This window comes from Cellulomonas xiejunii, from assembly GCF_024508315.1.
GTDB lineage: Bacteria > Actinomycetota > Actinomycetes > Actinomycetales > Cellulomonadaceae > Cellulomonas > Cellulomonas xiejunii.
Genome location: NZ_CP101987.1, coordinates 269,524 through 288,709 on the forward strand (window position 1 = coordinate 269,524; position 19,186 = coordinate 288,709).

Annotated in this window: 19 protein-coding genes and 1 riboswitch; of the genes, 14 read left to right on the top strand and 5 right to left on the bottom strand. The window is 74.6% G+C overall.

Annotated elements, in window-relative coordinates; all coding sequences use genetic code 11:
- Positions 1-177 precede the first annotated feature (177 nt).
- From NP048_RS01240 to mnhG, 6 genes are read left to right on the top strand one after another with little or no spacing between them, the layout of a single operon-like run.
- On the top strand, positions 178-3,306 hold the full coding sequence (locus NP048_RS01240) for a Na+/H+ antiporter subunit A (RefSeq protein ID WP_227577157.1): 3,129 nt from the start codon (positions 178-180) through the stop codon (positions 3,304-3,306).
- An 11-nt stretch (positions 3,307-3,317) separates the two neighbouring features.
- Positions 3,318-3,845 (top strand): Na(+)/H(+) antiporter subunit C, encoded by a 528-nt coding sequence (locus NP048_RS01245; RefSeq protein WP_227577224.1) that lies wholly within the window; start codon positions 3,318-3,320, stop codon positions 3,843-3,845.
- Positions 3,842-5,443 (top strand): Na+/H+ antiporter subunit D, encoded by a 1,602-nt coding sequence (locus tag NP048_RS01250; protein WP_227577158.1) that lies wholly within the window; start codon positions 3,842-3,844, stop codon positions 5,441-5,443. Before NP048_RS01245 ends, NP048_RS01250 begins: the two co-directional genes overlap by 4 nt.
- Positions 5,440-6,015: a Na+/H+ antiporter subunit E gene (locus NP048_RS01255; protein WP_227577159.1), complete on the top strand. Its 576-nt coding sequence runs from the start codon at positions 5,440-5,442 to the stop codon at positions 6,013-6,015. The genes NP048_RS01250 and NP048_RS01255 overlap by 4 nt, the downstream gene beginning before the upstream one ends.
- Positions 6,012-6,563 (top strand): MrpF/PhaF family protein, encoded by a 552-nt coding sequence (locus tag NP048_RS01260; RefSeq protein WP_227577160.1) that lies wholly within the window; start codon positions 6,012-6,014, stop codon positions 6,561-6,563. The genes NP048_RS01255 and NP048_RS01260 overlap by 4 nt, the downstream gene beginning before the upstream one ends.
- Entirely contained in the window at positions 6,560-6,946 is a 387-nt protein-coding gene (gene mnhG / locus NP048_RS01265; RefSeq protein ID WP_227577161.1) for a monovalent cation/H(+) antiporter subunit G, read from the top strand. The genes NP048_RS01260 and mnhG overlap by 4 nt, the downstream gene beginning before the upstream one ends.
- 19 nt (positions 6,947-6,965) lie before the next feature.
- Here the strand turns inward: mnhG and NP048_RS01270 are convergent, their stop codons facing one another.
- The gene (locus NP048_RS01270; RefSeq protein WP_227577162.1) at positions 6,966-8,426 is read right to left on the bottom strand and encodes a phytoene desaturase family protein; all 1,461 of its coding nucleotides are present in this window, start codon (positions 8,424-8,426) and stop codon (positions 6,966-6,968) included.
- 17 nt (positions 8,427-8,443) lie between these two features.
- Positions 8,444-8,713: a DUF4235 domain-containing protein gene (locus tag NP048_RS01275; RefSeq protein ID WP_227577163.1), complete on the bottom strand. Its 270-nt coding sequence runs from the start codon at positions 8,711-8,713 to the stop codon at positions 8,444-8,446.
- Positions 8,714-8,858: 145 nt separating this feature from the next.
- Positions 8,859-8,982, top strand: a riboswitch (TPP riboswitch).
- 77 nt (positions 8,983-9,059) lie between these two features.
- Between NP048_RS01275 and NP048_RS01280 the strand changes: the two genes are divergently transcribed.
- From NP048_RS01280 to NP048_RS01295, 4 genes are read left to right on the top strand one after another with little or no spacing between them, the layout of a single operon-like run.
- On the top strand, positions 9,060-10,160 hold the full coding sequence (locus NP048_RS01280) for a thiamine ABC transporter substrate-binding protein (protein ID WP_227577164.1): 1,101 nt from the start codon (positions 9,060-9,062) through the stop codon (positions 10,158-10,160).
- A 2-nt stretch (positions 10,161-10,162) separates the two neighbouring features.
- Positions 10,163-11,893, top strand: coding sequence for an ABC transporter permease (locus NP048_RS01285; protein WP_372456816.1), 1,731 nt, complete (start codon positions 10,163-10,165; stop codon positions 11,891-11,893).
- Positions 11,890-12,981 (top strand): ABC transporter ATP-binding protein, encoded by a 1,092-nt coding sequence (locus NP048_RS01290; protein ID WP_227577165.1) that lies wholly within the window; start codon positions 11,890-11,892, stop codon positions 12,979-12,981. The genes NP048_RS01285 and NP048_RS01290 overlap by 4 nt, the downstream gene beginning before the upstream one ends.
- A 54-nt stretch (positions 12,982-13,035) precedes the next feature.
- Positions 13,036-13,797, top strand: a complete 762-nt coding sequence (locus NP048_RS01295) for an SRPBCC family protein (RefSeq protein WP_227577166.1) — start codon at positions 13,036-13,038, stop codon at positions 13,795-13,797.
- Between the two features lie 60 nt (positions 13,798-13,857).
- Here the strand turns inward: NP048_RS01295 and NP048_RS01300 are convergent, their stop codons facing one another.
- Positions 13,858-14,961 carry a GNAT family N-acetyltransferase gene (locus tag NP048_RS01300; RefSeq protein ID WP_227577167.1) on the bottom strand — a complete coding sequence of 368 codons (1,104 nt, stop codon included), beginning with the start codon at positions 14,959-14,961 and terminating at the stop codon, positions 13,858-13,860.
- A gap of 76 nt (positions 14,962-15,037) precedes the next feature.
- On the opposite strand from NP048_RS01300, the gene NP048_RS01305 reads away from it, so the two are divergent.
- Positions 15,038-15,676: a hypothetical protein gene (locus NP048_RS01305; protein ID WP_227577168.1), complete on the top strand. Its 639-nt coding sequence runs from the start codon at positions 15,038-15,040 to the stop codon at positions 15,674-15,676.
- Positions 15,677-15,722: 46 nt separating this feature from the next.
- Positions 15,723-16,946: an Nramp family divalent metal transporter gene (locus tag NP048_RS01310; RefSeq protein ID WP_227577169.1), complete on the top strand. Its 1,224-nt coding sequence runs from the start codon at positions 15,723-15,725 to the stop codon at positions 16,944-16,946.
- Between the two features lie 3 nt (positions 16,947-16,949).
- Here NP048_RS01310 and NP048_RS01315 read toward each other — a convergent pair whose 3' ends face one another.
- A complete protein-coding gene (locus NP048_RS01315; RefSeq protein WP_227577170.1) occupies positions 16,950-17,402 on the bottom strand; it encodes a hypothetical protein in 453 nt (150 codons plus the stop codon).
- A complete protein-coding gene (locus NP048_RS01320; protein WP_227577171.1) occupies positions 17,393-18,040 on the bottom strand; it encodes an RNA polymerase sigma factor in 648 nt (215 codons plus the stop codon). The genes NP048_RS01315 and NP048_RS01320 overlap by 10 nt, the downstream gene beginning before the upstream one ends.
- A gap of 142 nt (positions 18,041-18,182) precedes the next feature.
- On the opposite strand from NP048_RS01320, the gene NP048_RS01325 reads away from it, so the two are divergent.
- Both NP048_RS01325 and NP048_RS01330 read left to right on the top strand, forming a co-directional pair.
- Positions 18,183-18,683 (top strand): Asp23/Gls24 family envelope stress response protein, encoded by a 501-nt coding sequence (locus tag NP048_RS01325; RefSeq protein WP_227577172.1) that lies wholly within the window; start codon positions 18,183-18,185, stop codon positions 18,681-18,683.
- On the top strand, positions 18,680-19,126 hold the full coding sequence (locus tag NP048_RS01330; RefSeq protein WP_227577173.1) for an Asp23/Gls24 family envelope stress response protein: 447 nt from the start codon (positions 18,680-18,682) through the stop codon (positions 19,124-19,126). The genes NP048_RS01325 and NP048_RS01330 overlap by 4 nt, the downstream gene beginning before the upstream one ends.
- Positions 19,127-19,186: the final 60 nt, after the last annotated feature.

Genomic DNA, 19,186 nt, shown 5'->3' on the forward strand with positions numbered 1-19,186 from the left:
GTCCGCCTGCAGGGTCGACGGCGCCGCGCGTGGTCGCACCTTCCCAACTTCGGGCCGCGGCCCCGGGTCTCGCGTGAGCGAGTTCGGACCGCGCCCCCGGCCCGTCGTCGTCGTCGGGTCGGACCACACAGGACCTGACCGACCGACCACCCGCCCCCGACACGGACGGAGCCGGACGTGCTGCTGCTGCTGACGATTCACCTCGCAGCGGCCCTCGTCGCGCCCGTGCTCTTCCGCTGGTGGGGGCGTCGCGCGTTCTGGGCGCTGGCGCTGGCGCCCGCGTCGGCGGTCGTGTGGGCGCTGTCGTGGACGGGGGAGGTGCAGTCCGGCAACGGCCCGGCCGAGCTCGTCGAGTGGGTGCCCGCGCTGGGCCTCGACCTGAGCTTCCGGCTCGACACGCTGTCGTGGCTCATGACGGTCGTCGTCGGGGGCGTCGGCGCGCTCGTCCTGGTCTACTGCGCGGCGTACTTCTCGCCGACCGCGTCCGGGCTCGGCAGGTTCGGCGGGGTGTTCACCGCGTTCGCCGGCTCGATGCTCGGCCTCGTCACCGCCGACGACATGCTGCTGATGTTCGTGTTCTGGGAACTCACGACCGTCACGTCGTACCTGCTCATCGGGCACTACGCGGACCGCAAGGCGAGCCGTCGCGCCGCCATGCAGGCGATCATCGTGACCACCGCAGGCGGCCTGGCGATGCTCGTCGGCGTCGTCATCCTGGGCCAGGCGGCGGGCACGTACTCGATGTCGGCGGTCATCGCCGACCCCCCGGCGGCGTCCTCCGCGGTGGTCGCCGCGGTCGCGTGCCTGCTCGCGGGCGCCGCGACCAAGTCCGCGCTGATCCCGTTCCACTTCTGGCTGCCCGCGGCCATGGCCGCGCCGACGCCCGTGAGCGCGTACCTGCACGCCGCGGCCATGGTGAAGGCCGGCGTCTACCTGGTCGCCCGGTTCGCCCCCGCGTACTCCGAGTTGCCGGTGTGGCGCTGGACGATCGTGGTGCTCGGCTGCGGGACGCTGCTGCTCGGCGGGTACCGCGCCCTGCGCCAGCACGACCTCAAGCTCGTGCTCGCGTTCGGCACCGTGAGCCAGCTCGGCCTGATCATCCTGCTCGTCGGCCTGGGCACGCAGGCGACCGCGCTCGCGGGCCTGGCGATGCTCGGCGCCCACGCGATGTTCAAGGCGGCGCTGTTCCTCGTCGTCGGCACGGTCGACGTCGCGTGCGGCACCCGTGACCTGCGGCGCCTGTCCGGCGTGGGGCGTGCCCTGCCGTGGACCGCGCTCGCCGGTGGCCTGGCCACCGCGTCGATGATCGGGCTGCCGCCGTTCGCGGGGTACGTCGCCAAGGAGGCCGGCCTCGAGGGGGTCGCCCACCTCGAGGACGGCACGGTCGGCTGGATCGTCCTGGCGGCCGTCGTCGTCGGGTCGGCGCTGACCGTCGCGTACGGGCTGCGGTTCTGGTGGGGCGCGTTCGCGACCAAGGACGCGCTCGTGCCGCAGTCCAAGACGCAGGACTCCGAGGGCATCGCCACCACGACGTCGCTCGCCGCCGGCGGGGACGAGTCCGTCGAGCCGGCGCCCGTGACGCGCCCGTCGTTCGTGCTGACGTGGCCCGCGCTGATCCTGTCGTTCCTCGGGCTGGCCGTCGCGCTGCTGCCGCAGCTCGGTGAGCACCTGCTCGCGCCGTACGCGGCGACGTACCCGGTCGGCGAGCCCGGGCACCTGCTGCTGTGGGGCGGCTTCGGCCTCGTGCTGTGGCTCACGGTCGGCATCCTCGGCGCCGGGGGCCTGCTGTTCCTCGTGCGCGACAAGGTCGAGCGGTGGCAGGCGCGCGTGCCGCACCTGCTCGAGGCCGACCACACCTACCGCCGGGCGATGCGCAAGCTCGACGACCTCGCGGCCGACGTCACGGCCGTCACGCAGCGTGGTTCGCTGCCCCTGTACCTCGGCGTCATCCTGTTCACCTGGGTCGTGTCGGTCGGGTCGGCGCTGATCGTCGGCACGTCGCTGCCCACCGAGGTCCGCCCGTGGGACTACGCGGCGCAGACGGTGTTCGCGGGGGCGGCGATCGTCTCGGCGATCCTCGTGGCGCGCGCCCGCCGGCGCCTCAAGGCGGTCATCCTCGCGGGCATCAGCGGGTACTCGATCGCCGGCATGTTCCTGCTCTACGGCGCCCCCGACCTCGCGGTCACCCAGGTGCTCGTGGAGACGATCACGCTCGTCGTGTTCGTGCTCGTGCTCCGCCGGCTCCCCCCGTACTTCTCGGACCGCCCGCTGGCGACGTCCCGGTGGCTGCGGCTCGGGCTGGGACTGGCCGTCGGCCTCGTCGTCGCCGGGGTCGCGCTGGTCGCACCCTCGGCCCGCATCCACGCGCCCGTGTCCGCGGACTTCGCGACCGAGGCCTACGAGTTCGGCGGCGGCAAGAACATCGTGAACGTGACGCTCGTCGACATCCGCGCCTGGGACACGATGGGTGAGATCTCGGTGCTGCTCGTGGCCGCGACCGGCGTCGCCTCCCTGGTCTTCCTGTCCGCCCGCGGCGGCCGGATCTTCCGCGAGCGCGAGGCGCCCGCCGACCGCGCCGTGTGGGGCGGGACGCCGGACCCGATGGCCTCGCTGCGCCGCCCGAGCAGTGCGCCGGCGCAGGCCGCCCCCGACGTCGAGGCACCCACGACGCCGGTGCGTGGCACCAACCGGGCCGTGGGGTCACGCGCCCGCGAGTGGCTGCGTGCGGGGCGCACGGTCGCGCCGCAGCGTCGCTCGGTCATCTTCGAGGTCGTCGTACGGCTGCTGTTCCACACGATGATCGTGTACTCCGCGTTCCTGCTGTTCAGCGGGCACAACCAGCCCGGCGGCGGGTTCGCCGCCGGCCTGGTGACGGGCATCGCGCTGGCCGTGCGCTACCTCGCCGGCGGGCGCTACGAGCTGGGCGAGGCCGCGCCCGTGCAGCCCGGCGTGCTGCTCGGGACGGGCCTGTTCCTGTCGGCCGGCGTCGGCCTCGTCGCGCTGTTCGTCGGCGGCAACGTGCTGGAGTCCTGGATCCTCGAGTTCCACCTCCCGATCTGGGGGGAGGTCAAGCTCGTCACCAGCCTGTTCTTCGACGTGGGGGTGTACCTGGTGGTCGTCGGGCTCGTGCTCGACATCCTGCGCAGCGTGGGCGCCGAGATCGACCGCCGCGCCGAGACCGGGGAGGACGACGTCGCCGAGCACGCCGTCAGCGGCTACGACCACGTCGTGGTCGCGCGGGGGCAGGGCGACGGCTCCGGCCCGCCGACCGACCGGGGCGGCACGAACGCGGGGGTGGTCCCGTGACCGACGTCGTCATGAGCCCCAACATCGTGTTCGTCGTGACGATCGGCGTGCTGTTCACCGTCGGCGTCTACCTCGTCCTCGAGCGCAGCCTGACGCGGATCCTGCTGGGCATCGTCCTGCTCGGCAACGGCACGAACCTGCTGATCCTCGTCGCGGGCGGGGCCGCGGGGGCGCCGCCGATCATCGGGGTCGCGTCCGACCGGCCGATGAGCGACCCGCTGCCGCAGGCCCTCATCCTCACGGCGATCGTCATCACGCTCGGGCTGACCGCGTTCCTGCTCGCGATGGCCTACCGGTCGTGGCAGCTGCACCGTCACGACGAGGTGCAGGACGACGTCGAGGACCGCCGCATCGTGCGCCTCGCGGCGCGCGACGAGCGCGCCTTCGAGGACGCCGACACCGAGTCCGACGGCGAGACGCTCGACGAGGAGGCCGCCACCGCGCGTGACGAGATGGACGAGGGCGGCGCGTTCGACGACGCACCGTCAGAGCCGCCGCCGCCACGCACCGACCACACGCACCGGGAGGAGGGACGATGACCGACTGGAGCTGGCTCGTCCCCCTGCCCGTGGTGCTGCCGCTGTCGGCCGCGGGCCTGGCGCTCGCGCTGTACCGCCGCCCGCGCCTGCAGCGCATCGTCACGCTCGTGACGCTGACGCTCGTGGCCGCGGTGTCGGCCACGCTGCTCGTGATCGCGGACGCCGGGCCGGTCGTCGTCGAGGTCGGCGACTGGGCGGCGCCCGTCGGGATCAGCCTCGTCGCGGACCGCCTGTCGGCGCTGATGCTCACGGTGTCGTCGGTCGTGATCCTGTGCGTCCTCGTCTACTCCCTGGCACAGGGCCGGGAGGACGGCGAGCGCTTCGCGCCCATCTCGATCTTCCACCCCACGTACCTCGTGCTGTCCGCGGGCGTCGCGAACGCGTTCCTGTCGGGGGACCTGTTCAACATCTACGTGGGCTTCGAGATCCTGCTGGCCGCGTCGTACGTGCTCATCACGCTGTCCGGCACGACGGAGCGCATCCGCGCGGGCACGATCTACGTCGTCGTCGCGATCCTGTCGTCCGTGCTGTTCCTCGTCGCGATCGCCGCGATCTACGCGGCCGTCGGCACGGTGAACCTCGCACAGCTCGCGATCCGGCTGCAGGAGATCGACCCGGGCGTGCGGCTCGTGCTGCAGTCGATGCTGCTCCTCGCGTTCGGCATCAAGGCGGCCGTGTTCCCGCTGTCGTCCTGGCTGCCGGACTCCTACCCGACGGCTCCGGCACCCGTCACGGCCGTGTTCGCGGGCCTGCTCACCAAGGTCGGCGTCTACGCGATCATCCGCACCCAGACGCTGCTGTTCCCCGGCGGGCAGCTCGACGACATCCTGCTGTGGGTCGCGCTGGCGACCATGCTCGTGGGCATCCTCGGTGCCGTCGCGCAGGACGACGTCAAACGTCTGCTGTCGTTCACCCTGGTGAGCCACATCGGGTACATGATGTTCGGCATCGCGCTCGGCAGCGTCCACGGCTGGACCGCGGCCATCTACTACGTCGCGCACCACATCACCGTGCAGACGGCGCTGTTCCTCGTCGTCGGCCTCGTCGAACGCTTCGGCGGGACGACGTCGCTGGACCGCCTCGGCGGCCTCGCGAAGATGACGCCGGTCCTGGCCGTGCTGTTCTTCGTGCCCGCCATGAACCTGGGCGGGATCCCGCCGTTCTCCGGGTTCCTCGGCAAGGTCGGGCTGCTGGAGGCGGGTGTCGAGGTGGGGACGCCGGTGGCGTACGCGCTCGTCGCCGGGTCCGTCGTCACGTCGCTGCTGACGCTGTACGCGCTGATCAAGGCGTGGAACAAGGCGTTCTGGCAGAGCCCGCCCGAGGAGCTGCCGGCCAACCGCGTGCCCGTCATGATGGTCGCGCCGACCGCGGCGCTCGTCGTGTTCAGCCTCGCGCTGACCGTCTTCGCCGGTCCGCTGTACGCGTACACGGGCCGCGCCGCGCAGACGCTGCAGTCCCGCTGGCCGTACATCGAGGCCGTCCTGCCCGACGGTCAGCGCGGCGAGGGCGAGTCGCAGCGCGCGGCCGAGGACGCCACCGAGGACGCCACCGAGGACACCACCGAGGACGCGCCCCAGGACGCGGAGGTCGGCGGATGAGCCTGCACCCGCGCCGCACCGGCTGGCGCTTCCAGTGGGCGACGATCGCCTGGCTCACCGTCGTGTGGGTGCTGCTGTGGGGCGACGTCACCTGGGGCAACATCGTCAACGGCGCCCTGCTCGGCCTGCTCGTGACGGTGGGCCTGCGGATGACTCCCGTCGACTTCCGCGGACGCGTGCACCCGCTCGGGCTGCTGGTCCTGCTGGGACGGTTCGCGCTCGACCTGGTCAGGGCGTCGTTCGAGGTCAGCATCGTCGCGCTGCGCCCCCGGTACACGCCGCGGGGTGCGGTCATCTGCGTGCAGCTGCGCAGCCACTCCGACCTGTACCTGACCATGACGGCCGAGCTCGTGTCCCTCGTGCCGGGGTCGATCATCGTCGAGGCGCACCGCCTCACGGGTCGCCTGTACGTGCACGTCCTCGACGTGGAGACCAGCGGCGGGGTCGAGAAGGCCCGGCAGTCGGTCCTCGACCAGGAGGCGCGGGTGCTGCGGGCGCTCGCGTCCGACGAGGAGCTGGCGGACGCCGGTCTGCAGCGCCGGGGCCGTGACCGGGAGGTGGCGTCACGATGAGCCCGATCGACGTGGTCGTCGTGGTCGGCGGCGTGCTGCTGACCCTCGGTGCCGCCCTGGCGATCGTGCGGGCGGAGAAGGGCCCGTCGATCCTCGACCGCACGGTCGCGCTCGACATCGTCGTCACGACGATGATCGCCGGCGTCGCGCTGTACGCCGCGTACTTCCGACGCGCGGACGTCGTGCCGCTGCTCGTGGTGCTCTCGCTCGTCGGGTTCGTCGGGTCGGTCACCGTCGCGCGCTTCGCGGCCGTCGAGCCCGAGGGCGAGGGCCGCGTCCGCACGCGCGAGGAGGTCGCCGCCGAGGAGGCGGAGAAGCGCCGCCTCGAGCAGCAGGAGGAGGAGGCTCGCCGCCGGCGTCGTCGGGCCGTCGAGGACGAGGTGCGCGTGGCCGAGGACGAGCGGCGCGCGGCTGAGGACGAGCGGCGGGCGGTCGAGGACGAGAACCGTGCGGCCGAGGACGCCGTGGCCCCGAGCTCGCGGGACACCATCGAGGCGGAGCCGGACGACGAGCACCACGGTGGTCCGGCCGACGAGGAGGCGCGATGACGCCGGTGTGGGAGACGGCGGCGGACGTCGTCTCGGTGATCTGCCTGCTGGGCGGTGCGTTCTTCGCGTTCGCCGCAGGCGTGGGTGCCCTGCGCTTCCCCGACCTGCTGGCGCGCATGCACGCCGGGACCAAGCCGCAGGTGCTGGGCCTGGTGCTCGTGCTGATCGGGCTGGCGCTGCGCCTGCGCGAGGGCGGCGCGGTGTGGGCGCTCGTGCTCGTCGCGGTCTTCCAGATGCTGACGGCGCCGGTCGCCGCGCACATGGTCGGGCGCGCGGGCTTCCGCACCGGGAAGGTCCGCAACGATCTGCTGGTGGTCGACGAGCTGTCGCGCGACCTGGACGACACCCAGTCGGGCGGACCGCGCCGCGACGAGGACGTCTGAGCGGGTCGTCCGAGCAGCCTCAGCTCGCGAAGACCGATCGCACGCGGATCCCGAACTCGCGGCGCAGCGCGCGGCTCGCGGCGAACCACCCGCCGAGACCGTGGACGCCCGGACCCGGCGGGGTCGCGGCGGAGCACAGGTACACCCCGGCGACGCCGGCCGCGTAGGGGTCGAGCGCGGCCGTGGGCCGCGCGAACATCTGCTGCAGGCCGACCGCCCCCGTCGCGATGTCGCCCCCCACCCAGTTGGCGTTGTGGTGCGACATCTGCGAGGCGGGGACGCACCGCGACGCGACGACGACGTCGCGAAAGCCCGGCGCGTAGCGCTCGACGTGCCGCGTGACCCCCTCCGTCACGTCCACGTCCGACCCGGCGGGCACGTGCGCGTACGTCCACAGCGGCCGCAGCCCGGCGTGCTCGCGGCCCGGGTCGACGACGGACGGGTCGCTCGCGAGCACCATCGGCAGCTCGGCGTGCCGCCCCGCGTGCACGTCGGCCTCGGCGCGGGCCATCTCCGTCCGCGTGCCTCCGACGTGCACGGTGCCCGCCCGGCCCACGTCGGGGTGCGCCCACGGCACCGGACCGTCCAGCACGAAGTCGACCTTGGCCGCGGCGTTCCCGTGCCGGTAACGCTCGAGCGCCGCGCGACGGCGCGCGGGCAGCTCGTCGCCCAGGACCTCCACGAGACCGCGCGGCGTCGTGTCGAACAGGTAGCAGCCGGCCGGGGGCAGGTCCCGGCGCGAGCGCACCGGGTGGTCCGTGACGACCGTGCCGCCGTGCGCGGCGAGGTCGTCGACGAGCGCCTGCACGATCGCACCCGACCCGCCCCGCGGGATGGGCCACCCCTGGCCGACGTGGGCGAGCGTCGCCAGCAGCAGCGCGGTCCCGGCGGCCGCGGGGCTGGGCAGGGGAGAGATCGCGTGCGCGGCGACCCCGGTCAGCAGGGCCGGGGCGACGTCGCCGCGGAACCGTGCGCCCCAGGCGGGTGTCCCCTGCTCGAGCACGCCGAGGCCGAACCGCAGCGCACCGGGAAGCCCGGCGGGCAGCAGCCCGGCGGGCAGGGTGCGCTTGTCGAACAGCGCCGCGCGCACGACGTCGGGACTGCGTCGCGACAGCTCACCGACGAGCGAGCGCCACGCCGGGCCGTCCTCACCCAGGTCGGCGACCGTCCGGTCGAGGTCGTGCCAGGCGAGGCCGGCGCGGCCGCCCGGGAGCGGCTGCGCGAACGACACCTCGGGGACCAGCAGGTCGACGCGCCGCTCGAGCCCGAACGCCTGGAAGAACGGCGACGCCCACGCCATGGGGTGGACGGCGGAGCACACGTCGTGGACCACGCCGTCGGCGAGGCCGAGATCGAGCGTGCGGGCGCCGCCGCCCACGGTCGGCTGGGCCTCGAGCACCGTGACCGACAGGCCCGCACGAGCCATCGTGACCGCAGCGGCAAGACCGTTGGGGCCGGAACCGACGACGACGACGTCCATGGCGGGGCGCCGGAGCGCTAGTGGCGAGCGCGCCCGGCGAGCTTCGCGGCGCCGCGCGTCGCGAGGACGCGGGACAGCGAGATGGCGGCACCGCTGATCGCGGCGGCGGCGGCGACCTCGCTGAACTTGATGTCGTCGGCGGTCGAGTCGGGCGAGGGCAGCTCGTGGCCCTTCGCCTTCTTCCAGGCCGCGTTGATGATCTTCTGCACGGCCCACGCCGCGATGAGGGTGACACCCGCACCGACGATCTTCGCCGTCATCGACTGCTTCTGCCCGTCGTCCGACATGGCACCTCCTGTGTGTGGGTCCGGGACGACGCTACCGGTCGCGAGCCGAACGCACAGGTCGACGGGGCGTTCGAGATCGGTCCACCCGCTCCGCGGCGCCGTCGACGGACCGCCCTCGGGAAGGGCGGTCCGGGGCTAGGATCGTCGCGAACGACAGGGGAGCGTCGACCCGCCGGTGACGGCGGGACGGACGCTGAGAGTGCGGACCGCCGCAGACCCTCGAACCTGATCCGGGTGATACCGGCGTAGGGAGTCGGGCTTTCTCTCCTCCCGTGCCCTCACCTGTGGCTGCGCCACGGGTGGCGGTACGGGACCCCTCCGACGACTGACGGAGGACGACCACCACATGGCCACCCCCAGCCCTCGCAGGTCCCCGGACGTCCGCCGCGCTGCGCTCGGTGCGGCGACGTGCGCGGCGCTCCTGACGCTGACCGCGTGCTCCGCCACCGGAGGTGCGACGCCCGACGCGACCCCCGGCGGCGCCGGGTCCGTGACGCTCGTGACCCACGAGTCGTTCGCGCTCTCCGAGGGCCTGCTCGAGCAGTTCGAGGAGGACAGCGGCCTGGACGTGCAGGTCGTGCAGCAGGCCGACTCCGGCGCGCTGGTCAACCAGCTCGTCCTCACCAAGGACGCGCCGCTGGGCGACCTCGTCTACGGCATCGACAACGCGTTCGCGTCGCGCGCGCTCGACGAGGGCGTCGTCGTCGCGTCCGAGCTCACCGCTCCCGCGGCCACCGACGCGGCCGCGTACGCCGTCCCGGGTGACGACGCCGGTGCGCTGACCGCGATCGACTTCGGTGACGTGTGCCTCAACGTCGACACCGCGTGGTTCGCGGAGCAGGGCGTGCCCGAGCCGACGACCCTGGACTCGCTGCTCGACCCGGCGTACCGCGACCTCGTGGTCGTGCCGGACCCCGTGACGTCCTCCCCGGGTCTGGCGTTCCTGCTCGCGAGCGTCGGGGCGTTCGGCGAGGAGGGCTGGGTCGACTACTGGGCCGGCCTGCGCGACAACGGGCTGAAGGTCGCCGACGGCTGGACCGAGGCGTACTACACGGACTTCACCGCCGGCGGAGGTGACGGGCCGCGTCCCGTGGTCGTGTCCTACGCGTCGTCGCCGCCGTTCACCGTCCCCGAGGGCGGCGACGCGCCCACGACCCGTGCCCTGCTCGACACGTGCTTCCGGCAGGTCGAGTACGCCGGGGTGCTGGCCGGGGCGGCCAACCCCGAGGGTGCCGCACGGCTCCTCGACTTCCTGCTGTCCGACGAGGTGCAGGCGGACGTCCCCGCGTCGATGTACATGTACCCCGTGAGCTCGGCCGTCGAGCTGCCCGACGACTGGACGCGCTGGGCGCCGCTGGCGGACGCGCCGTTCGACGTCGCGCCCGCGGACATCGCCACCCACCGGGAGCGCTGGCTCACGCAGTGGTCCGACACCGTGATCGGCTGACCGTGCCGACCGCCCTCGCCGACCGACCCGCCGCGCGCACCGCGGCGGGTCCGTCGGCGCGCCCGCCCCGGCGGTGGCCGGGCCGGGCGGGGTGGGCGCTCGCGGTCGGGGTACCGCTGCTGTTCCTCACGGCGTTCTTCGTGTGGCCGGTCCTGGAGATCGTCGGGCGGGGGTTCCTCACCGACGGCCGCCTCGACCTCGGCGGGTTCGGTGACGTGTTCGCGCGCCCGCGCACGTGGCGCGTCGTGGGCCAGACGCTCGCGCAGGCCGCGCTCGGCACGGCCGGGGCCGTGCTGCTCGGGATCCCCGGCGCGTACCTGCTGTACCGCTGCCGGTTCCGGGGGCGCGGCGCCCTGCGCGCGTTCGTCACCGTGCCGTTCGTGCTGCCCACGGTCGTGGTCGGTGTCGCGTTCCGCTCGCTGCTGGTCGACGGCGGCCTGCTCGGCGGGCTGGGCCTGGACGGCACGTTCGCCGCGATCGTCCTGGCGCTCGTGTTCTTCAACTACGCGGTCGTGGTGCGCACGGTCGGCGGCATGTGGGAGAGGCTCGACCCCCGCGCCGAGCAGGCGGCCCGGGCGCTCGGGGCGTCCCCGTGGCGCGTGCTGCGGACCGTCACCCTGCCGGCGCTGGGCCCCGCGATCGCGTCGGCCGCGTCCCTGGTCTTCCTGTTCTGCGCAACGGCGTTCGGGACCGTCCTCGTCCTCGGCGGACGCCGGTACGGGACCGTCGAGACGGAGATCTGGATCCAGACCACCCAGTTCCTCGACCTGCGGGCCGCAGCCGTGCTGTCGGTCGTGCAGCTGGTCGTCGTGGTCGGCGCCCTGGCGTTCGCCGGCCGCGCGCGCGCCCGGACGGAGCGTGCGCTGACGCTCGGGGTCCCGTCCGTGACGGCCCACCCGGTGCGGCTGCGCGACCCGCTCGACGCCGTGGCCGTCGTCGTCACCGTCGTCACCGCCGGCGGCCTGCTCGCGCTGCCGCTGCTCAACCTCGTGATCCGCTCCCTGCGCACGCCGCGCGGCTGGGGGCTCGACAACTACGCCGCGCTGGGCGTCCCGCAGGACACGCTCGCGGTGTCCGCGTGGCAGGCCGCCGGCACGTCCGTGCGCACGGCCGTCGACGCGACGCTCATCGCCCTGGTCGTCGGCGGGCTCGTCGCGCTCGTCGTGTCGCGGCGCCCCCGCACCCCGTCGGCCCGCCGCGCCGTCGCCGGCCTCGACGCGCTGTTCATGCTGCCGCTCGGGGTGTCGGCCGTGACCGTCGGGTTCGGGTTCCTCGTGTCCATGGACGCGCCGCTGGGCCTGCCGGTGGACCTGCGCGCCTCACCCGTGCTGGTCGCCGTCGCGCAGGCGGTCGTCGCCGTGCCGCTGGTCGTGCGGACCGTGCTGCCCGTGCTGCGCGCGATCGACCCGCGCCAGCGGGAGGTCGCCGCGACGCTCGGTGCGGCGCCCGGCCGCGTGCTGCGCACCGTGGACCTCGCGGTCGCCCTGCGGGCCGTGGGCCTCGCGCTCGGGTTCGCCTTCGCGGTGTCCCTGGGGGAGTTCGGTGCCACGTCGTTCCTCGCGCGACCGCAGGAGCCGACGCTGCCCGTCGTCATCTTCCGGCTGCTGGGCCGCCCCGGCGCCGAGAACTACGGGGCCGCGCTCGCGGCGTCCGTGCTGCTGGCCGCCCTGACTGCGGGTGTCGTGGCCGTGTGCGAGCGGCTGCGCCGCCCGGGGATCGGAGGTGCGTGGTGAGCGACGGTCTGCAGGTCGCCGACGTCGTCGTGCGGTACGCGGGTGCGGCGGGGCCGGCCGTCGACGGCGTGGACCTCGCCGTGCCGACCGGTGAGGTCGTGGCCCTGCTCGGGCCGTCCGGGTGCGGCAAGTCCTCGCTGCTGCGCGCCGTCGCGGGGCTCGAGCCGCTGAGCGGCGGCGACGTCGCGTGGGACGGGGTGTCCGTCGTCGACGTGCCCGTGCACCGGCGCGGGTTCGGCCTGCTGTTCCAGGACGGGCAGCTCTTCGCGCACCGGGACGTGGCCGGCAACGTCGCGTACGGCCTGCCCGAGCGGCGTGACCGCGCGGCGCGCGAGGCCCGCGTCGCCGAGCTGCTCGACCTCGTCGGTCTGCCCGGCACGCAGCGTCGGGACGTCGCGACGCTGTCCGGTGGCGAGCGCCAGCGCGTCGCCCTCGCGCGTGCCCTGGCGCCCCGGCCCCGCCTGCTGCTGCTCGACGAGCCGCTGTCCGCGCTCGACCGCGCCCTGCGCGAGCGGCTCGCGCTCGACCTGCGGGACGTCCTGGTCGCCACCGGCACGACCGCGCTGTTCGTCACGCACGACCAGGACGAGGCGTTCGCCGTCGCCGACCGCGTCGCCGTGATGGATGCGGGCCGGCTGCTGCAGGTCGCCGCACCCGGTGCGCTGTGGGCGCGCCCGGCGTCCCGGCGCGTCGCGGCGTTCCTCGGGTACGAGGCGTTCGTCGACGTGCCCGCGCCCGGCGCGGACGTGCCGACCGCCGTGCGTGCGCTCGTCGACGCGGCGCGTGACGCCGGCGTCGCGCTGCTGCCCGCCGGCGGGGTGCTCGCGCTCGCGGCGGGTGCGTTCGTCGTCGCCCCGGACCTGTCCCCGGAGGCGTCCCCGCGCCTCGCGGCGTCCGGGGACGCCGGCCCGGGCGTCACGGGGGTCGTGGAGGTGCTGCGCTCGCGACGCGGGCGGACCGAGGTGGTCGTCGACGTCGACGCGGTCGGACGCCTGAGCGCGCTCGCGCCCGCCGGGTGGACGTGCGCACCCGGTACACGCGTCCCCCTGCGCGTCGATTCCGCTGCGGTGGCGGGGCTGCCCGGCTAACGTCGGGAAGGGACAGCGGAGTCCCGTCCCACCGAGAGCAGCGAGGTGAACGCCATGGCCTTCGAGCGTCGTGAGGTCGTCTCCGTCGACATCGAGTCCCCCGTCGCGACCGTGTGGCAGCACCTGCGCGACCCGCGCCTCGTCCGCAGGTGGTTCGGCTGGGACCACGACGGGCTGGACGCCGAGATCCGCGAGATCTTCGTGGACGACGCGCACGAGGTGCACCACCACGCCGAAGGGCGCACGACGCGCTCGCTGTCGTGGCGCAACCACGACCGGCTGACCGTCACGGCCCGCGACGACGAGCCCGCCCGCACGCACGTCGCGGTGACGCGGCCCAGCCACGACGGGCTGTCGACGTTCGACGGGGTCTTCGACGAGGTGGACGAGGGCTGGATGCAGTTCGTCCACCAGCTCGCGTTCGCGCTCGAGGTGCACCCGGGCCAGGACCGCGTGACGCTCGTGTCGCACGGCATGGACGCCGGCACGCGCAGCGACCCGCTGCTGTTCCGCGCGGGCCTGCACGGCGTGCGCGGCCTGCCGGTCCGTGGTCACGTCGCGGCGACCCGCCCCGACGGGTCGCGCGTCGGCGGCACGGTGTTCTACAAGGGCGAGTACCAGGTGGGGATCCACCTGCACGGCATCGCGCAGTCGCTGCTGGTCCTCGTCATGCGCCCCGCCGTCGAACGGCCGCCGCACGGCACCGTCGACGCGACGCTGTCCACGTACGGCCTGGACGAGGCGGTGCTCAGCGAGGCGCGGCAGCGCTGGTCGGGCTGGTGGGCGCTGGGCCGCCCGACGGCGTCCGCGCACTGACCCCACGGTTCGACCGACCCCACGGGTCGACCGACCCCACGGGTCGACCGACCCCACGGCTCACAGGCTGCGCTGCCACACCCCGCAGCCGCCCGCGGGCCGGAACCCCAGGTCGATGTTGATCGCGAGCATCCAGCGGTTCTCCTCGGCGTTCCACGTGCTGATGCGCCGCACCGACGGCCGCTGCTCGACGAGCCGCTGCAGCTGGACCGCCTTGACCAGCATGCCGAGCCGGTGGCCGCGGTGCTCCCGGTCGACCAGCGTGTCCCCCTGCCCGGCGAACTCGTCGGTGTGCGGCGGGATCATCAGCTGTGAGTACGCGACGAGCCGGCCCGACGGCACGTGCTCCACCGCCGTGGTCAGCAGGTGCTCGCCGCGGCCGAGCGTCTGGGCGTCGTCCCGCAGCACGCGGGCCGCGTCCCACACCTCCTGCTCGACGTCGAGCGCCCCGGACGGCTCGTCCTCGCTCATGCTGACGTGCAGCGCGGCCATCTGCTCCACCAACGACGCGGGCGTCGCGTCGACCCACGTCACCGGGCGGTAGTCGGGGCCCGCGGCCGCGGCGGCACGGGCGCGGTGCTCCTCGAGGACCGCGAGGTCGAGCGGCAGGTCCAGACGCGAGTGGCGCACGACCTGCTCGAGGGTCCACCCGCGCGCGAGCGCGAACCGCACCGGCACGTCGGTGCCGGACACGAGCCCCTCGCCGGTGGGCGCGGCCAGCGTCCCGGGGCCCGGGGGCGGCTCCACGGCCTGCTCGGTCTCCGTCATCAGACGCGTGCGACCCTCGGCGCGGGCGGCGTCGCACGCCGCGGTGTGCAGCGCGTCGCCGATGCCACGGCCCCGGTGCCCGGGCCGCACGCCCATCTCCAGCCAGCCCCTGTGGGTGTTGTCCGCGAGCGGCAGGTCCAGCCGTGCGAAGCCCAGGACGCGGCCGGGGTCGGCGGCGTCCGCGGACTCGTCGACCGCGACGAACCGCAGCCGCCGGCTGTCGACCTGGTGCTGCAGCTGGGACAGCGCGCGGAGCGGCGTGGTCGCGAAGTCGTCGCTGCCCCACGCCGCGCGGATCGCCTCGTTCTGGGCGTCCACCATGCCGTGCAGCAGCCACGCGCCGGGGGAGTCGAGGGACGTCGGCACGGGCAGCTCACGGATCGACCACGTCGTCATGCCCCCACGATCCGTGGTGCGCACCCGCACGTCGACGTCTTTTCGACGTTCCACGGCCGGGGCCTAGCCTGCGGACATGCCGTGGTGGGAAGTCGTCGGGTGGGCCGGGTCCGTGCTGGTCGTCGTGTCGCTGATGCAGGCACGCGTGTGGCGGTTCCGGGTCATGAACCTCGTCGGTGCCGTCCTGGCGACGGCGTACAACGCGATGTTCGGCATCTGGGCGTTCGCCGCGATGAACGGTGCCATCGCCGTCATCGACGTCTACTGGCTGTGGCGGCTGCGCCGCGAGCGGTCCGACGCGAACGTCTACGCGGTGGTCGAGGTCGCCCCCGACGACGCGTACCTGCGGCACGTCCTGGCGGTGCACGCCGACGACGTCGCGCGGCACCGGAGCGTGCCGGGGGACGACGCCGCCGGTGGGGACGCGACGGGCGCGGAGCTGGCGTTCCTCGTGGTGCGCGGGGACGAGACGGTCGGCGTGGTGCTGGTGCGTGACCGCGGCGACGGCTCCGGGGTGGTCGTGCTGGACTGGGTGACCCCGCGGTTCCGCGACTTCACCCCGGGGGAGTTCGTCTACCGCGACTCGGACGTGTTCGCCGCGCATGGCCTGAGCCGGCTCGTCGTGCCGACCGCGCCGCCCGGATCGGCGCCGTACCTGCAGCGCGTCGGCTTCCGGCGTGCCGAGGACGACGCGTGGGAGCGTGCCGTCGCCTGACCGTCGCCCCGTGGCGTTGCGGAACCCTGATGTCTAGAGTTCGGCCATGCGAACTTCTGCGCCCGCCACGACCCGCGGCGCCGCGCTGCTCGGCCCCGCGTTCGTCGCGGCCATCGCCTACGTCGACCCCGGCAACGTCGCCGCGAACCTCACCGCCGGCGCGCGCTACGGCTACCTGCTGCTGTGGGTGCTCGTGGCCGCCAACGCCATGGCCGTGCTGGTCCAGTACCAGTCCGCGAAGCTCGGCCTCGTCACGGGCCAGACGCTGCCCGGCGTGCTGGGTGGCCGGCTGCGACGCGGGCCGCGTCTCGCGTTCTGGGCCCAGGCCGAGATTGTCGCCGCGGCCACCGACGTCGCCGAGGTGGTGGGCGGCGCCATCGCCCTGTACCTGCTGTTCGGCGTCCCGCTGCCGCTCGGCGGGCTGATCGTCGGTGTCGCGTCGATCGTGCTGCTCGCGACGCAGGACCGGTACGGCCAGCGTCGTTTCGAGGCCGTCGTCGTGGCGCTGCTCGTCGTCATCACCGTGGGGTTCCTGGCCGGGCTGATCGTCTCCCCGCCCGGCGCGGGCGGCGTGCTCGGCGGGCTCGTCCCGCGGTTCGCCGGGACCGACTCGGTGCTGCTCGCCGCGAGCATGCTGGGGGCGACCGTCATGCCGCACGCCATCTACGTGCACTCGGCGCTCGCGCGGGACCGGCACGGGCGCGCGCCCGAGGGGCCGGCGCGTCGCCGTCTGCTGCGCGCCACGCGCTGGGACGTCGCCGTCGCGCTGGTCGTGGCCGGTGCCGTCAACATCGGCCTGCTCCTGCTCGCCGCGTCCGGGCTGCAGGGAGCCGAGGGCACCGACACGATCGAGGGCGCGCACGCCGCGATCGTCGGCGCGCTGGGCCCGGCGGTCGGGCTGGCGTTCGCGATCGGCCTGCTCGCGTCGGGGCTCGCGTCGACGTCCGTGGGCGCCTACGCGGGCGCGACGATCATGGAGGGCCTGCTGCGCCGGCGCTTCCCGCTGCTGCTGCGCCGGGTCGTCACGCTGGTGCCGGCGATCGTGCTGCTCGCCCTCGGCGCGGACCCCACGTGGACGCTCGTGCTCAGCCAGGTCGTCCTCAGCTTCGGCATCCCGTTCGCCCTGGTCCCGCTCGTGCGGTACGGCCGCGACCGCGGGCTCATGGGCGCCGACCGCAACGGGCCGTGGCTGCACGCCGTGCTGTGCGTCGTCGTCGGGCTGGTGGTCCTGCTCAACGTGGCGCTGCTGGTGCTCCTCCTCGTCGCGTGAGCCTCACGGGCGGTGCACGTCGCTCACCAGCAGGTCCACCGTGACGACCGTCTCCGGCAGGTCGGGGTCACCCAGCACGGTGCGCAGGTGGTCCGCCACCGTGCGGCGCACGTCCCCGGCCAGCGGCTCGATCGGCTGCAGGTAGGTGACCGACAGCTCGACGACCGCCTCGTCCAGCGCGTCGTCGGCACGGGTGCGGAACGCCAGGCGGCGCACCCGCAGGCGCGGGTCGGGGTCCAGTGCTGTGCGCAGCGACGTCCGCAGCACGTCGGACGTCACGGTGAACGGGCCCTCGGCGTGCCGGCCCCGCACCGGCTGCGACGGGCGCAGCGCCCCGAGGGCGGCGGCCAGCCCGCGGGGGCCGACGGTCACCCAGCCCTCGTCGGTGTGCTGCCGCAGCTGCGTGGTGGCGAGGTCGAGCAGATCCTCCGTGCCGGGTCGGTCCCTCAGCGCCATGCGGCGAACCTCCTGCTCAGCGAGTGGCGGGCGCGCTCCAGGGAGCCGCGCACCGCAGCGTGGGTGGTCTGCAGCACGTGGGCGGCGTCGCCGTAGGACATGCCCTCGACCTCCACCAGCAGCCACACAGCGCGCTGCGGTCCGGGCAGGTCCGCGAGCGCACGGTCCAGCGCCGCACGCAGGTCGGTCGCGAGCAGGTGCTCCACGGGCTCGTCGCCGGCGGGTGCCTGCGGCGGGGGGCGGGCGTCGTCCGCGACGGGGACGGCGGCGTGCGCCCGGCGGCGTGCCGCGCGGCGCACGCAGTTGGTCTGGATGCCGAACAGCCACGTGCGCACGCTGGAGTCTCCGCGGTAGCGATCGGCACCGAGCCACGCGGCAGTCAGCGCGTCCTGCACCGCGTCCTCCGCGTCCTGGGGCGACGGGGCGAGGCGCCGGGCGTAGCGGTACAGCGCGGCGCCGTGCCGTGCGACGAGCGTGGCGAACGCCGCGTGGTCGCCCAGCCCGGCGCGTTCCACGAGCGTGTCGTCGGTGCGGTCGTCGGTGCGGTCGTCCCAGCTCGCGGGGTCCGGGGTCGGGGGCTGCGCGGGAGCGGGGTGCGCGCGTGGTGCTGCAGGCGGGGCGGGGGCGTCCGGAAGCACGGTGTGACGTGGGTCACACTCCGTCTGCCGTGACGATGCCGCGCGGGAGGGCACTCACCCAGTGTCGGCGTCCCCCGGCCGAACGGCACCCGGGACGCCGACGACCTCTGCACGACCCCGGACCACCGCACCAGGAGCACCGATGAGCGAGCAGACGACCACCCCGGCCACCGTCACCGAGAACCGCGCACCGCGCGTGGGCAACAGCGGCACCAGCGGCGCGCCCCACTCCAGCGCGACACCCCTGCAGACCAAGTTGGGCACGACGACCATCGCCGACGGCGTCGTCGCGAAGATCGCGGGCATCGCCGCCTCCGACGTCGCCGGCGTCTACGCGCTCGGTGGTGGCACCGCACGCGCGTTCAGCGCGATCCGCGAGCGCATCCCCGGCGGCACGACCAACCACGCGCAGGGCATCAGCGTCGAGGTGGGCGAGCAGGAGGCCGCCGTCGACGTGGACCTCGTCGCCGAGTACGGCGTGTCGGTCGTCGACCTGGCCGAGGGCGTGCGACGCAACATCATCGCGTCCGTCGAGCGTATGACAGGGCTGCGCGTCATCGAGGTGAACATCTCCGTCAACGACGTCCACCTGCCGCAGGACGACCCGCAGCCCGAGCCCGCACCGCAGCCGCGCGTCGCATGACGACGGACCCGGTGCCGCCGGCCCTCGGCGGGCCGGACCTCGGGCCGCCGGTCCCCGGGCCGCCGGTCCCCGGGCCGCCCGTCCTCGGGCCGCCGGACCTCGCGCCGCCGGTCCTCGGGCCGCCGGACCTCGCGCCGCCGGTCCTCGGGCCGCCGGACCTCGCGCCGCCGGACCTCGCCGAGCTCGCCGCTGCGGCGGCGCTCGCGGTGCCCGGTGTCGCCGGCCTGTACCCGGGGGCGTTCGGGGAGATCGCCACCCACCTGCCCGGGCGACGCGTGGCGGGCGTGCGCAGGCGCAGCACCGCGGACGGCACGTCGATCGACGTGCACGTCGTGGCCCTGCTCGGCGGTGACCTGCGTGAGCTCGCCGCTGCCGTGCACCGCGCCGTGCGTGGCGCCGTCGGCGGAGAGGTGCACGTCGCCATCGACGACCTCGTGCCCTAGCCGCACCACCGCACCACCGCATCTCCGCACCACCGCATCCCCGGACGACCGTCCGCCCGC

Bases quoted from the DNA above. Each gene is read 5' to 3' on its own strand.
- NP048_RS01325 (WP_227577172.1), top strand. From the start codon at position 18,183: ATGAGCGAGCAGACGACCACCCCGGCCACCGTCACCGAGAACCGCGCA.
- mnhG (WP_227577161.1), top strand. From the start codon at position 6,560: ATGACGCCGGTGTGGGAGACGGCGGCGGACGTCGTCTCGGTGATCTGC.
- NP048_RS01255 (WP_227577159.1), top strand. From the start codon at position 5,440: ATGAGCCTGCACCCGCGCCGCACCGGCTGGCGCTTCCAGTGGGCGACG.
- NP048_RS01305 (WP_227577168.1), top strand. From the start codon at position 15,038: ATGCCGTGGTGGGAAGTCGTCGGGTGGGCCGGGTCCGTGCTGGTCGTC.
- NP048_RS01250 (WP_227577158.1), top strand. From the start codon at position 3,842: ATGACCGACTGGAGCTGGCTCGTCCCCCTGCCCGTGGTGCTGCCGCTG.
- NP048_RS01295 (WP_227577166.1), top strand. From the start codon at position 13,036: ATGGCCTTCGAGCGTCGTGAGGTCGTCTCCGTCGACATCGAGTCCCCC.
- NP048_RS01280 (WP_227577164.1), top strand. From the start codon at position 9,060: ATGGCCACCCCCAGCCCTCGCAGGTCCCCGGACGTCCGCCGCGCTGCG.
- NP048_RS01330 (WP_227577173.1), top strand. From the start codon at position 18,680: ATGACGACGGACCCGGTGCCGCCGGCCCTCGGCGGGCCGGACCTCGGG.
- NP048_RS01275 (WP_227577163.1), bottom strand. From the start codon at position 8,713: ATGTCGGACGACGGGCAGAAGCAGTCGATGACGGCGAAGATCGTCGGT.
- NP048_RS01270 (WP_227577162.1), bottom strand. From the start codon at position 8,426: ATGGACGTCGTCGTCGTCGGTTCCGGCCCCAACGGTCTTGCCGCTGCG.
- NP048_RS01310 (WP_227577169.1), top strand. From the start codon at position 15,723: ATGCGAACTTCTGCGCCCGCCACGACCCGCGGCGCCGCGCTGCTCGGC.
- NP048_RS01300 (WP_227577167.1), bottom strand. From the start codon at position 14,961: ATGACGACGTGGTCGATCCGTGAGCTGCCCGTGCCGACGTCCCTCGAC.
- NP048_RS01260 (WP_227577160.1), top strand. From the start codon at position 6,012: ATGAGCCCGATCGACGTGGTCGTCGTGGTCGGCGGCGTGCTGCTGACC.
- NP048_RS01315 (WP_227577170.1), bottom strand. From the start codon at position 17,402: ATGGCGCTGAGGGACCGACCCGGCACGGAGGATCTGCTCGACCTCGCC.
- NP048_RS01245 (WP_227577224.1), top strand. From the start codon at position 3,318: ATGAGCCCCAACATCGTGTTCGTCGTGACGATCGGCGTGCTGTTCACC.